The organism is Bacteroidales bacterium, assembly GCA_012519055.1.
Taxonomy (GTDB): Bacteria; Bacteroidota; Bacteroidia; order Bacteroidales; family Salinivirgaceae; genus JAAYQU01.
This window is the reverse complement of sequence record JAAYQU010000046.1, coordinates 1-13,942: the sequence shown is the minus strand read 5'-3', so window position 1 is coordinate 13,942 and position 13,942 is coordinate 1. Positions and strand designations below refer to the sequence as shown.

Below are 13,942 nucleotides of genomic sequence, written 5' to 3'. Positions count from 1 at the left end.
TAGTTTATTTATTTTTTATTAATTACGTTCAAAACTAATAAAAACGTGGTAATAGTTGATAGTAAAAGTGAATATAAAGGAATGTTTTCTCTGATGGTTTTGTATTTAAGTGGTTTAACAATTATAACGTCGTTTGGATAAGAGTAGTATACCGGCGACTTTATCGCGTCAATAGAGCCTAAGTCAATTTTATATTTTGTCAAAACATTGTCTTCTTCCCTAAGAACAGATATTTCATTTCGATTACCGCTATTTAAAATGTCTCCAGCTTTCGCAAGAACGTCAAATATTGTTGAGTTTGGTTGATATATTGGGATTGTGCCAGGTCTAGCAACTTCACCTATCACTGTAACATTGTAATTAACTAACCTAACTGTGACAAAGGCTTCGTTTACGACTTCGTTCACAGCTTCTTGTAGTTTGCTCTCAAAATCAATTACTGTTAGTCCGGCTGCATTTATTTTACCAATGATTGGTAGAGCAATCATACTGTCGTTGCTGATCAAGTAGCTAAATAAATAAAGATTGCTTTCGGATACGTTGTAAATCCTGTCTTCAGCAACGGGCTTAAATAGATTGTTTACGCGCTCATCTGCGGAAACTATCCTGATATATAAAGCATCGTTTGGTTTTAAGACATATTCCGTATAAAGCGGGTTACTTACGTTAAAATCTTCTGTGTTTAAGTAAAGTAATTTGTCGTGTCTAGCGCATGACATAACCATTATTGCCAGAAACATCAGGCTTAACAGATAAGATTTTTTATATTTTGATGGTAACAAGTGGCAGTTTTTATTTATTAATATTCTCATTGTATATAACATATAACAATTAACCTGCAAATATATTATTTACTTGCTTTAAAATAGAATATTTTATGCAAAAAGGTAGGAATATTTGATAAAAGAGAGTTTTGACATTTGATATGTCAAAATAAAAAGACTGTCATATATGGTCAAAACTTTTGTTTTAATTAGTAAGCTGTGAGTAAGGATTTTATATCCTTTCTATTAGTTTTGTTTATGACAGTCTTTCGTATGCAATCAATGTTTTTTAGTGTTATTCTTCATTAACAACTTTAAACATTGAAATTTCGTCTAAGTTGCAATTTCTGATATATTCTATATGTTGTTTATTTTGAGCCGCTCCAATTTTAACAAATACTGATGCATGTTTCTCAAATATTTCATCTCTAGTACTGTCAATAATTAGTAGCCAGCTCATTATTATATTTCCAGCCATTTCAACTAACCTGCGAGCATGGAAATCAATGAAATCAGAATTTCCTGCTTTAGAGTTGATATCTACAACGTATTTGATTGTTTCTTCAAGTTCGTTTGCCATATTAATTAATCTTTTCTTCAAAGGCTCGTGTTTAGGTAGCACTGAGGTTTTTTCGTATTCACGAATTTGTGCCATATAAGAACCTGTAACTATACCTCGTATTGCTGCAACAACTTGAAGTTGCGAAGTTCCTTCATAAATGGTGGTGATGCGAGCATCACGATACATTCTTTCAATAGGGTAATCTTTCATGAAACCTGAACCACCGTGAATTTGTATTGAATCGTAAGCTATTTGGTTACAGTATTCGCTTGAAACTAATTTTAGAAGTGGAGTGAAAATATCTGCAAGTTTTTGGTATGTTTTCATCTCGTTACGCTCTTCGACTTCTAACTTACGTTCATTGGAAATATGTGTGAGAGCTTTATAGATATCAACGAAACGAGTGGTTTCATATAGCAATGAACGTATAGCCTTGGTTTTTGCGTCCATGTTTGTTAGCATTTCGTAAACAGCCGGGAACCGATTAATTGTTTTACCAAACTGTGTGCGGTCTGCCGCATATTCAAGAGCCTCGCGATAAGCTGCTTCAGCTATACCAACCGATTGTGCTCCCACACCAAGACGTGCACCATTCATTAACGACATTACATACTTGATTAGCCCCATTTTACGATCGCCAACAAGTTCTGCTGGTGCGTTGGTGAAAACTAATTCACAAGTAGGAGAGCCCTTGATACCCATTTTATTCTCTATTCGACGTACTATTACAGCGTTGCTGGTTTTGTCATATAGAAACAGTGATAGTCCACGACCATCGCTTGTTCCTTCTTCTGAGCGAGCCAAAACAAGATTTACATCAGCGTCGCCGTTGGTAATAAACCTTTTTACACCGTTTAAATACCATTTTCCGTCAGATTCGTTATAGGTTGCACGTAGTTGAACTGCTTGCAAGTCGCTACCTGCGTCAGGCTCTGTAAGTCCCATGGCAGCTGTAATTCCTTTATTGAATCGTGGTAAATATCTTTGTTTTTGCTCTTCTGATGCAAATTCGTGAATAGTTTCCGCGCAGTCCTGCAGTCCCCATATGTTGGCAAAACCAGCGTCAGCGCGTGATACTAGTTCAGCTGCCATTACGTAAGGCACCATTGAAAAGTTCAAACCATCATATTTGCGTGGTAACGACATGCCAACCAAACCGGCTTGTGTTAAGGTGTCGTGGTTTTGTTGCGTTCCTGCTGCATATACAACTCTACTATTTACAACCGTAGGACCTTCTTGGTCAACTGCTTCTGCATTGGGTGCTATTACATTTCCGCAAATATCACCTACTATCTCTAAAACTTTATCGTAACTGTCAATCGCGTCTTCGTAATTAACAGGTGCATAATCGTATATGTCTTTCTCAGTGTAATTGTTTTCTTTAAGAGCAATAATTTTTTTCATCAACGGATGCGTTAGATGAAACTTCATATCTGAGTTATCTGTATAGAAATTAGCCATTGCTTTATTTTTTATAGTTTTTATTTGCTGTTTTTCTTATATGCTGCGATCATTTTTGGAATAATATCGGTTATATTTCCAATAATTGAATAATCGGCAATTGCGTTAATTGGCGCGTGTGGGTCAGTATTGATAGATATAATCATTGATGATTGATCCATACCCGCACGGTGTTGTATCTGTCCTGAAATACCGCAAGCTATATATAGTTTCGGGCGGACGGTAATTCCTGTTTGACCGATTTGACGCTCGTGTTCGGCAAATCCGGCGTCAACGGCTGCGCGTGAAGCTCCAACTTCGCCACCTAATACGGCAGCCAAATCATACAGAAGTTTAAAATTTTCTTTTGAACCAACTCCGTATCCTCCTGATACAATGATTGGTGCGCCTTGAATATTTATCTTGCGTTTTTCTATGTGTCTCTCGATTATTGAAACTACAAAATCGGCTTCACTAACAATGGACTCAACATCAATTTTCTTGATTTCGCATTTATGCGAATTATTGAAAACCTCTTTTTTCATTACACCTTCTCTAACCGTTGCCATTTGAGGACGACAGTCGGGGTTAACGATGGTAGCAATAATATTTCCGCCGAACGCAGGGCGAATTTGATAAAGCAAGTTTTTATAAACTTTACCAGCTTTTTTATCTTCGTGATCGCCGATTACAAGTGATGTACAGTCGGCAGTAAGCCCACTTTTTAATGCAGATGAAACACGTGGTCCCAAATCGCGTCCAACAGAAGTTGCTCCTAACAGGGCGATTTGAGGTTTTGTTTTTGAAAACAAATCAATGATTATTGATGTGTAGGGTAAAGTCAAATAGTGTTCTAATTTCTTATGGTCAGCAATGTGTAAAACATCTACTCCATAAGGAGCCACCTGACTTGCAATATTATCTAATTTGTGACCAATGGCTATAGCTTCGAGCTTACAGCCTAACTGTGTTGCTAATGATCTCCCTTTTGTCAGTAACTCAAGACTGACATTAGCAACCTGGCCATCTTCGATTTCACAAAATACAAACAAATTGTTCACAGTATATAAATTTTAGAATTTGACATAAATTAACCGATAGTATGATTTTTTATTAACTCAACAATCATCTCTTCAATTTCTTGGTCGTTGTTTCCAATTACTTTTGATTCTTTAGCTTGCAGTACAACGTTTTCTATTTCTTTAACTTTTGTTGGCGAACCACTCAAACCAAGTTGTTCATGATCGACATCAACGTCATTTACTGAAAGTTCAGATAGTTTAAGGTAAGGTCTTGAGTTATACAGTTGCATGAAATCTTCTGTAGCATCTTGCAGTTCAGAAGCAGAGCGTGCATGTTTATATTTCATTGTAAACTTGGCGTTTCTGGGACGACATTCTGCTGCAGAGCCTGTAACCGTGATAACTAAGGGTAGCGTACCTTTCACAGTTTCAACGCCGCGTTCTAGACGACGTTTTACAATTATCTCTTTCCCCTTGACATCAATTATCTCTTCAGCATAGGTGATCTGAGGTAAACCGAGTTTTTCGGCGACCTGTGGCCCTACTTGTGCTGTATCGCCGTCAATAGCTTGTCGTCCGGCAATGATAATGTCGAATTTGCCAATTTTTTCTATTGCTTTAGAAATTGCATACGACGTTGCAAGTGTGTCGCTTCCTGCAAAAGCACGGTCTGTTAAAAGGTAGCCGTTATCGGCTCCGCGATACAACCCTTCACGAATAATTTCTGCAGCTCTAATCGGTCCCATTGTAAGAATAGTTATGATTGAGCCTGGAATGCGATCTTTAAGTCGTAGAGCTTGTTCTAAGGCATTCAAATCTTCGGGGTTGAATATTGCTTCTAATGCTGCACGGTTAACAGTACCGTCAGCTTTCATGGCATCTTTACCCACATTTCGTGTATCGGGGACTTGTTTTGCCAATACTACAATTTTTAATCCACTCATGTTTTTTGTTTTATTATTATCAAAAATTTTGCTTTCTAAGTTTACTTTTGAGTGACAAAGATAAAAAATTACCGTGTAATTTGTAGTTTGTTAATAAAAATTGCTTTTTACGTTATCTGTTTTTGATTGTAATTCCTTAAAAATATCGAGATTATTTCAGGTTTATGGTGTTTTTCACAATGTCAAAAAAGGAAGAAAGTATTAGCAAAACTTTGTAGTTGCCATACTTTCTCCCTTTTTGTACTCTTTCGTTTAGAACTTTGCTAAGCTTAAGGTCTTAGCAACACCCACTTAAATCAGAAATTACGGTTTTGGTTTTGAATAGACTTAGTTTAATATTATTTATTCCTTTTTGGTTGTAGTTTTAATTTCATATACAAAGTAAAATAATATTTTAGTTTAATGCAATCCGTATTTTTACGGATAGGCTAGTAGGTGTTTTCCGCAATTTAGCTTTTATTGTCGCATAAAAATTGTTATTTTTGTGTGATTTCCAGAATTTTCAGTTAATGACTACGGTAAAATATTTTATAACAATATGTTTTATAACATGTTTTATGTTTAGTGCAAATTCTCAGACTATTGACAGTCTGTTTGCTCAATTTGAACTATTGCAACGTAAAAATGCTGATATTAAGTTGTGTAACTCATTGATTTCAGAGTTATATGATAGAGGAAATCTTAGTAGTAGACATATATTTAGTAGTGATACACCTGAAGATAGCATCAAAATGATCGTCTGTTGTGGAACAGCAGCGTATTTATATGAAAAATCTGAGTTCATGAAATCAAATGAGTGCGCTCAATTATCTTTGGAAATAAGTAAGAAGCTAAATGATAATAATTACACGTTTGAAAATTATTCAATAATGTCGTGTAATTATCAGAGAATTGGCGATTTCGAGAAAGCAATTGAAAATGGCAGCTTAGCATTAGAAGTTGCAAATATAACGGGCGAACCTAAATTAAAAAGTTCGGCCTTCAACAATATTGGCACTATATATTTGTATTCAAAACAGCCAGAAAAAGGAATTGAATATTTAAGTGAATCTCTTGAATTAGAGCGTACTTTAGGCGATGATGAGAAATTTGCAACTAGATTAAGTAATTTATCAGAAGCGTATTTGCAGATTAAAAACACAGATAAAGCATTACCATTGTTGTTAGAAGCTCTTGAAATAGACAGAAAAGCTAATAGAACCGATAAAGTTGGCAGGAGATTGAGTATTTTAGGGAATATATACAATGAAATGAATAACCTTAAAGAAGCTGAACGCGCCTATACTGAGGCAATTGAAGTGTTTAATGAATCGAACAATAAGGTGTCAATAGCTATAACTTACTATCAGTTAGCAATGTTAAAGTTCAGAGAAAACAATGATCAGGAGTCTCTTTCATATTTAGGAAAATGTATTTCGGTTTGTGATTCTTTTGACTTGTGGTACGTTAAACACAAGGCTATATCAGGGAAATATAAAATTGCAAAAAAGAATAGTGATTATAAAAGTGCACTTGAGAATTTAGAGATATTTGTAGAAATGCAGGACAGCATATTTAATCAACAATTGAGGCAAAAAATTGCTGATTTTCAGGTGAAATACGAAGCTGAGAAAAAAGATGCTCAAATAAAATTGCAGAATGAGCAACTTAAAAGATCAAAAACCGTTCAAAATTTTTTGATAGCCTTGGCCGTGGCGGTGCTTATAATATCAATACTACTCCTTTTATTTGCCAGAGGGAGGAAAATTTATGCAAATAAATTGGAGCTTATAAATAAATCGAAGGACAAACTTTTTTCAATTGTTTCACATGACATGAAAAGCCCCACGATAGCGCAAAAAATGGTTGTTGAGGATTTAATTGAACGTTACGATAATTATACAACAGAAGAGATTAAACAATACTTCGGTTATTTACGCGATGTTTCTGAAGCACAAGTAAATTTGATGCAAAACCTTACGGATTGGTCGAGAATTCAAACAGGAAAAAACAAGTATAATCCCATAGTTTTCAATCTGGCAGAAGTCATTAATGATGCAGTTAAATTGTTATCAATCGCAGCAGAGAGGAAAAATATCGAACTTAAAACCGAAATGCCTGAAGAGTGCTATACTTTTGCTGATAAACAGATGATAAGCACTGTTGTTAGAAATCTAATTAATAATGCGGTTAAATTTTCGCATCGTGGTTCGGAAGTTATCATAAAAATAGCATCTTCAAAGAAAGGGTGGCAAGTAATGGTAGAAGACTTTGGAATAGGAATGACCGAGAAGCAAATCGCAAGTATTTTTTCTAAAAAAGAGGCTATTCTTAGCGATGGCACTTTGGGAGAAAAGGGTAGCGGATTAGGGCTTACAGTATCAATGGAGTTTATTGAAAAAAATGATGATAAGTTATTAGTTGAAAGTAAAGTAGACAAAGGAACTAAAATATCCTTTGAATTAGAGAAAACAGTATAAACACATATTCTATATTAAATTGACAGATACGACATCATATAATACAGTAAAAGTAGTAGTAATAGATGACCATGAGTTGTTTAGAATAGGGCTACGTTCGGTATTAAGTAAAAAGGATAAAAAAAATAGAGTTGAAATAATTTTTGAAGCTTCAACAGGTCAAGAGCTATTTTCATTTCTTGAATTAGGGAATCTTCCAGATATTATTTTACTTGATATTGTTCTACCAGATATGTCGGGGATAGAAATATCACGCTGCCTAAAGTCTAAGTTTAAAGATATTAAAATAATAATGCTATCGTCTGAATCATCAGAAGAGTTGCTCTTTGAATTGTTGGATATTGAAGTGGAGGGATATGTAAGCAAGTCGGATTTGACGTTTGAGATACTTCATGCCATAGATTCTGTTTGCGAAGGGGAAAACTATTATGGTAAAACTGTTTCAAAAATTTTGTTTGATTTGTACAAGACAGGACAACTTATTCAATCAGAAAACAAGTTTTCATTACCATCTAAAGAAGGGAAGGTGGTTAATGCAGATCTTTCTGAACGTGAAATAGATGTGATTAAACTATGGTGTGACGGTGCCACTGCAAAAGAGATAAGTACTACTTTAGATATCAGTTCAAGGACAGTAGAGTCGCACAAAGAGAATATCCTTAATAAACTAGGATTTGAAAAGTTTACAGATTTAATAAAATATGCTATTAAAAATGGGATTATTACAATTTAAGCTGTAGAAAACTTTCAGGTTACTTTTGTTTACTACTTTTTTTGTTTTTTGTACCGTAATCGCTTCCTGTTATAATTGATTTAAGATTTCCTGTTTTGCTGTCTATTTCAATTTTGTAGTCACTGTTACTTAGTATTCCAACAGGCAACTGTATAACATTGCCCAGTTGATTTATACTTAACAGCTTAGAGCTTACAGTTTTCTCTCCAAGCAATATTTTAACTTCACATAGTGCGGGTATCCTATAAACAGGTCCACCGTTTGAAACTCTTTGGCTTATTATAGGATGATAGTTGGCATATTCAATTTCAAGTCTTAGTTGCTGATTTATATTGTCATTAATATATTGTTGATTCGGTGTAATAAGCGTTACTCCTGTTTCTGAATCAAAATAACATAGAGTCTTTAGAATTGGTGTTATACTATTTCCCTGCGGAGTAAATAGAAATGTAAATGTGTACGTTGTATCTATATTAATGCCTGTAAACAGAGAGGTATACCTGTTTTCTACGTTGTACATCTCCTCGATGCTTACTTTTAACGATTCTCCTTCGGGGAACGCTTCATAAAGACCTGCAACCAGTTCGTATCTGTGATTTCTAATTTTGATAATAAAGTCGGAGACGTGTCTTGCCATATCTTCAATGCTTTTTAAGCTTCTAACAGTCTCTTGTACAGGTACTTTTATTATTGCTGTATCGCTCTGAATATGGCGGTAAACTGTTTGAATCTCTTCACTTTCAATTTTTATAACTCCCAAATCAATAAATCCCCCTTCCAATTCAACTTGTGTGGGATTAAGCACATTAGGATATTCAGTTTTTTTAATACTATCACTAATGGCATTAAAACTTGTTAAAACATTTTCCTGAGATAGAGAAAAATTTGGGATTATTGAAGGATCGTTCATATATGCGTACCATTGCGATGAGTCAGGAGTTTCAAACTGTGAAAACTGCACATCTACAATCTCAAAATGTATAGAATTTCTTTTTATTATGGACTTATTATCTAACCCTAAGAATTTCGTTGCATAACTTGAATATGGACCTTTAAAACTTTGTGTTTGTTTTACTTTAATATCCATAGCAATGGTAGTTGCAGGCAGGTTGTATAGAAATAGAGGTGTTTCATTTACCTCAGAGTATGGGATAATGCACGGTTTGGCTAATTTTGTCTCTGATTTACATGAAACCGCAATCGTCAATGTAATTATTCCTAAGCTTATGAATAGTGAGTTTTTCATTTTCTAAGTCAATTTAATACTCCACAAATATAGTAATTTGGTTTTATTTTGCTATTCGTGTTGTTTTAGTCTAATTGTTTTAAAAGCAGAACCTAACTGTTTTATAATGTCTGTTGCGATTAAACTTTCATAACTCTCTTTGTCTAATGCTTTATCTCCTGCTTTGCCGTGTAGCCAAACACCTAGCATTGCTGCATATTTTGGTTTATAACCAACTGATAATAAACCTGAAATAATTCCAGTTAAGACATCGCCACTTCCAGCGGTTGACATTCCTTGATTTCCTGTATTGTTGAAATGGACGCAACCTTGTTTATCAATAACTGCACTATTTTTTCCCTTTAAAATCAACAACATGTTATGTGTTTTACAAAATTCTGATGCTTTCTCAATTCGCTCAAGAGTGTCGTTACATTTGCCAAAAAGTCTGTCAAACTCGCCAACATGTGGCGTCAAAACTGATTCTTTTGGGATAAATTCTAAAATATCACGATTCTTTGCAATTAAGTTTAGTGCATCTGCATCTAATACCATTGTGTTATCATAATTTTTAATAATGTTTAATAGTAATGCTTCACTTTCATTACTTACACCAATTCCGGGACCAATTCCTATAGATGTAAATCGTTTCATATCATCATGTGTTAAGTTAGACAAGTTGCTGATTGTCATCGCTTCAGGAATAGAGGAGTTTAATACCAATTCGCCTTTATTGTTTGTTAAAACGCTAACTAAACCTGCCCCACTTCTTAAACAAGCTGAGGCACATAAAACCATTGCTCCGTATTTGCCATCGTTTCCAGCAACGACAAGTGTATGTCCAAAATTACCTTTATGAGTATGTTTTGGTCGCGGTATGTATAAGTTGTTTATGTCATTCGGTTCTGTTAAAAAGTATTTTGTTTCAGCCAACTCTATAGCTTTAGGGTGCAATCCTATATCAACTATCGATAAATCACCGACATATTTAGAGTTTTCGGCAAAAAAGAAAGCAAGTTTTGGTATTTGCAAGGTGTAAGTCTCATTTGCTATAATTATAGCACCATGATTATTTCTGTTATTGTCAGAAAACAGCCCCGAAGGAATGTCTATTGCTATTTTATGATTTGGTAGTTTATTGATGTGTTCAATTACATTGGCATAAAAACCTTTTATCGGTTTATTTAGTCCTGAACCAAAAATTCCATCGATAATAATTGACTCTTCATCGATTTTCGGGAAATCAAAAAATGTTTTACAACATAAAAATTCAATATTTTTCTCTTTTAGCCGCTGAATGTTTAAAAGACAATCTTCCGAAAAATTATCGGTTTCGTTTAATACTATCAAACTCGCTTGAATTTCTGATTCTATAAGCATTCTGAACAAAGCAACTGCATCGCCACCATTATTTCCAGGACCGGCTAATAAAAAATATTTTTTGTAACCATGCACATTTATCAGTTTGTAAAACAGATTTGTTGCAGCTCTCTCCATTAAATCTATTGATTTAATAGGTTCATTTGCAATTGTATATATGTCAACATCTTTGATTTGCTTTGATGATAATATTTTAATCATAGGAAGAGTTAATTGTTTTATAAAACTGTTACAAATATATACAGATTGAATTTCTATTTAATTATTCTCTAAAAATAATATTATATTTGCGCTCGTTCAAAACAAATAAATAGTAACAAAACAATTAAATACTAAAACTATGTTTAAGAATCAACCAAAGGGGTTAATCCCTGCAGCACTTGCCAACATGGGCGAACGTTTCGGTTTCTACGTAATGATGGCAATTTTGCTTTTATTCCTGAACAATAAGTTCGGATTTTCCGGCTCAGAGGGAGCTATTATCTATTCTATTTTTTATGCCTTAATCTACATTTTAGCGTTAGTTGGTGGATTAATTGCAGATAAAACCAAAAAGTATAAAGCCACCATTACGGCAGGTTTGGTGTTGATGATGATAGGATATATTCTCATTGCCATTCCAACAGAAACACCTGTTAAAAACTTTCCGTTAATTCTTGGCTATACTTGTTTCGGATTGTTTGCCATAGCTTTTGGTAATGGTCTGTTTAAAGGTAACTTACAGGCGGTTGTTGGTCAACTATACGACAATCCACAGTATGCAGACAGACGTGAAACAGGTTTCCAAATTTTCTACATGTTTATTAACGTTGGTGCTATGTTTGCGCCCATTATGGCAGTAGGTTTAAGAAACTGGTGGGTACAGCACAATGGCTTCAAATTTGACGCAGACTTGCCTGCTCTTTGTAATCAATTTTTGAATGGAACAATTTCTGCCGACGCTCAAGTACGTTTGTCGGAATTGGCTACCCAAGTTGGAGATGTAACGGGAGATTTAACAGCTTTTGCTAATAAGTATTTGAATATTTTTATGGAAGGATATCACTACTCTTTTGGTATCGCAATATTCGCAATGCTTATTTCGTTGGCAATATTCCTGGTTAATAAAAATAGATTACCTGATCCTTCTGTAAAATCCTCTGATGTAAAACAAAATGCTCAGGAAGTTGAAATGGATATTAAAGAGATAAAACAACGTATGTATGCCCTATTTGCAGTGTTTGGTGTTGTTATTTTCTTCTGGTTCTCATTTCACCAAAATGGACAATCTCTTACATTGTTTGCCAATGACTATACAAGAATGATTAATATTAACTTAGGCTTTACCACATTGCAGGGTGCTGAAGTGTTTCAGGCGTTTAATCCAATATTTGTAGTTTCGCTTACACCTATAATCATTGGATTATTTGGCTGGATGCGAAACAAAGGATGGGAGGTATCTACTCCTAAAAAGATTGCAATAGGTATGGGAATCGCTGCATTAGCATTTGGAATTATGGCATTAGGTTCAATTGGATTGCCAGATGCAGCAGAAAGAAATGCAATGGGTGGATTACCCGAATCAATGCGTGTTTCTCCACTATTGTTGATTGTTACTTATCTTGTATTGACTGTTGCTGAGTTGTTTATCTCTCCTCTTGGTATTGCTTTCGTATCGAAAGTTGCGCCTCCAAAATATCAAGGCATTATGCAGGGTGGATGGCTAAGTGCTACTGCTTTAGGAAATCAGCTGTTATTTATCGGTGTGATTTTCTATAACAGCATTCCTGTATGGGCGACATGGATGGTTTTTGTTGTAGCGTGTCTAATCTCTATGACAATAATGTTATCAATGCTTAAATGGCTTGAAAGAGTGGCAAGCTAAAAACATTTTAAAAATATATCAAAAGGCTGTCTTGTATAAGATAGCCTTTTGTTTTATTTTTTTAGAATGAAAGTATAAAATCACGTTTTAGACACTTTTTGATATGATATTATAAATTTTAATATCTTTGATTACAAATCTAAAAAGTGTGTAGCGATGATAAAAATTGATATCAGTAAAGCTTTTAATAACGGAGCAAGTGAAATAGAAAACGAACTTAATATTGCGCAGAAGTGTCTAAAACAGTTGCAAGATGGTTCAGGCAAAGGCAACGAATTTTTAGGTTGGATAAAATTGCCGTCATCTATAAAACAATCAGAAATTGATGATATTCAGAAAACAGCAGTCGAATTACGCAAATCGAGTGAAGTAGTTGTTGTAGTTGGTATTGGAGGCTCTTATTTGGGTGCTCGTGCTGTTATTGAGGCACTTACCCCTGCTTTTAACAAACAATCTCCCGAAATAATTTATGCAGGACACCATTTAGATTCTGATTATTATGCCCAACTTTTGCAATATTTAAAGGGGAAAAAGTGGAGCATTGTAATAATCAGCAAGTCGGGAACGACTACCGAGCCGGCAGTTGCTTTCAGATTGTTACGTAAGGCACAAATCGAGCAATTTGGCATAAAGCAGGCAAATAAACAGACAGTTGCAATTACCGATAAATCAAAAGGTGCTTTACGCAAACTCGCAACAGAAAACGGTTTTAAAACATTTATTATTCCCGATGATATTGGTGGACGGTACAGCGTTTTAACACCCGTAGGATTGCTACCTATTGCAATTGCTGGAATCGACATTAAACAAATAATTGACGGAGCAATTGAGGGCGAAAAAGAATATAATGTTGTAAATAAAGAAAATCAGGCAATTAGATATGCTGCTGCTAGAAACAAAATATATTCGTTTGGGAAAAAGATAGAGATGTTGGTTAGCTATCATCCGCAACTACTCTATTTTATTGAATGGTGGAAACAATTATATGGTGAAAGTGAAGGCAAGGAGCAGAAAGGAATTTTTGTTTCAGGTGCTACATTTACAACCGACTTACACTCTCTTGGGCAGTATATTCAGCAAGGGGAAAGACATTTGTTTGAAACCGTTTTATCGATAGAGAACGTAAATTCAAAAATTTATGCAGGTTTTGACCCTGAAAATATTGATGGACTTAACTACTTAGCGGATAAAAATATTCACCAAATCAACCAAACTGCACTAAAGGCAACGATTTTGGCTCATACTAAAGGAGGAGTTCCAAACATTGTAGTATCAATCGAGCAACTGAACGCTTTTAGTTTGGGTAAACTTATTTACTTCTTCGAAATAGCCTGTGGCATAAGTGGTTATATGTTGGGTGTTAATCCATTTGACCAACCGGGTGTAGAAGAGTATAAAAACAATATCTTTAGAATGCTAGAAAAACCAGGTTATACGAATTAAGTAAAATGAGGCTGTCCAATCGCTTTGCTATTGGATGCCTCCTGGTTGTGTATGCGTTTATTGTGCTTTCCTTGCTAGTGTGAAGTTTAACGAGTATAAAAGAATG

10 protein-coding genes are annotated in these 13,942 nt (G+C 34.8%); 4 read left to right on the top strand and 6 right to left on the bottom strand.

Annotation, left to right across the window (positions count from 1 at the left end; translation table 11 throughout):
• Window positions 1–8 precede the first annotated feature (8 nt).
• From GX311_09510 to GX311_09495, 4 genes are all read right to left on the bottom strand, one after another.
• A complete protein-coding gene (locus tag GX311_09510) occupies window positions 9–812 on the bottom strand; it encodes a hypothetical protein (GenBank protein NLK16618.1) in 804 nt (267 codons plus the stop codon).
• Window positions 813–1,059: 247 nt separating this feature from the next.
• Window positions 1,060–2,787, bottom strand: a complete 1,728-nt coding sequence (locus GX311_09505) for an acyl-CoA dehydrogenase (GenBank protein NLK16617.1) — start codon at window positions 2,785–2,787, stop codon at window positions 1,060–1,062.
• Between the two features lie 20 nt (window positions 2,788–2,807).
• Window positions 2,808–3,827 carry an electron transfer flavoprotein subunit alpha/FixB family protein gene (locus tag GX311_09500; GenBank protein ID NLK16616.1) on the bottom strand — a complete coding sequence of 340 codons (1,020 nt, stop codon included), beginning with the start codon at window positions 3,825–3,827 and terminating at the stop codon, window positions 2,808–2,810.
• 29 nt (window positions 3,828–3,856) lie between these two features.
• Window positions 3,857–4,732 carry an electron transfer flavoprotein subunit beta/FixA family protein gene (locus GX311_09495; protein ID NLK16615.1) on the bottom strand — a complete coding sequence of 292 codons (876 nt, stop codon included), beginning with the start codon at window positions 4,730–4,732 and terminating at the stop codon, window positions 3,857–3,859.
• A 557-nt stretch (window positions 4,733–5,289) separates the two neighbouring features.
• Here GX311_09495 and GX311_09490 point away from each other — a divergent pair.
• Window positions 5,290–7,191: a sensor histidine kinase gene (locus tag GX311_09490; GenBank protein ID NLK16614.1), complete on the top strand. Its 1,902-nt coding sequence runs from the start codon at window positions 5,290–5,292 to the stop codon at window positions 7,189–7,191.
• A 19-nt stretch (window positions 7,192–7,210) separates the two neighbouring features.
• Window positions 7,211–7,924, top strand: coding sequence for a response regulator transcription factor (locus GX311_09485; protein NLK16613.1), 714 nt, complete (start codon window positions 7,211–7,213; stop codon window positions 7,922–7,924).
• A gap of 19 nt (window positions 7,925–7,943) precedes the next feature.
• On the opposite strand, the gene GX311_09480 is transcribed toward GX311_09485, so the two are convergent.
• Complete coding sequence (locus GX311_09480; GenBank protein NLK16612.1) at window positions 7,944–9,170, bottom strand: DUF4831 family protein; 1,227 nt, start codon at window positions 9,168–9,170, stop codon at window positions 7,944–7,946.
• A 51-nt stretch (window positions 9,171–9,221) separates the two neighbouring features.
• On the bottom strand, window positions 9,222–10,730 hold the full coding sequence (locus tag GX311_09475) for an NAD(P)H-hydrate dehydratase (GenBank protein NLK16611.1): 1,509 nt from the start codon (window positions 10,728–10,730) through the stop codon (window positions 9,222–9,224).
• 139 nt (window positions 10,731–10,869) lie between these two features.
• Here GX311_09475 and GX311_09470 point away from each other — a divergent pair, with 139 nt between their 5' ends.
• Window positions 10,870–12,393, top strand: coding sequence for a peptide MFS transporter (locus GX311_09470; GenBank protein ID NLK16610.1), 1,524 nt, complete (start codon window positions 10,870–10,872; stop codon window positions 12,391–12,393).
• A 156-nt stretch (window positions 12,394–12,549) separates the two neighbouring features.
• On the top strand, window positions 12,550–13,836 hold the full coding sequence (locus GX311_09465; protein ID NLK16609.1) for a glucose-6-phosphate isomerase: 1,287 nt from the start codon (window positions 12,550–12,552) through the stop codon (window positions 13,834–13,836).
• The last annotated feature ends 106 nt before the right edge of the window (window positions 13,837–13,942 follow it).

Coding starts and splice junctions, on each gene's coding strand:
- GX311_09490 (NLK16614.1), top strand. CDS start 5,290: ATGTTTAGTGCAAATTCTCAGACTATTGACAGTCTGTTTGCTCAATTT.
- GX311_09495 (NLK16615.1), bottom strand. CDS start 4,732: ATGAGTGGATTAAAAATTGTAGTATTGGCAAAACAAGTCCCCGATACA.
- GX311_09480 (NLK16612.1), bottom strand. CDS start 9,170: ATGAAAAACTCACTATTCATAAGCTTAGGAATAATTACATTGACGATT.
- GX311_09510 (NLK16618.1), bottom strand. CDS start 812: ATGAGAATATTAATAAATAAAAACTGCCACTTGTTACCATCAAAATAT.
- GX311_09505 (NLK16617.1), bottom strand. CDS start 2,787: ATGGCTAATTTCTATACAGATAACTCAGATATGAAGTTTCATCTAACG.
- GX311_09470 (NLK16610.1), top strand. CDS start 10,870: ATGTTTAAGAATCAACCAAAGGGGTTAATCCCTGCAGCACTTGCCAAC.
- GX311_09475 (NLK16611.1), bottom strand. CDS start 10,730: ATGATTAAAATATTATCATCAAAGCAAATCAAAGATGTTGACATATAT.
- GX311_09465 (NLK16609.1), top strand. CDS start 12,550: ATGATAAAAATTGATATCAGTAAAGCTTTTAATAACGGAGCAAGTGAA.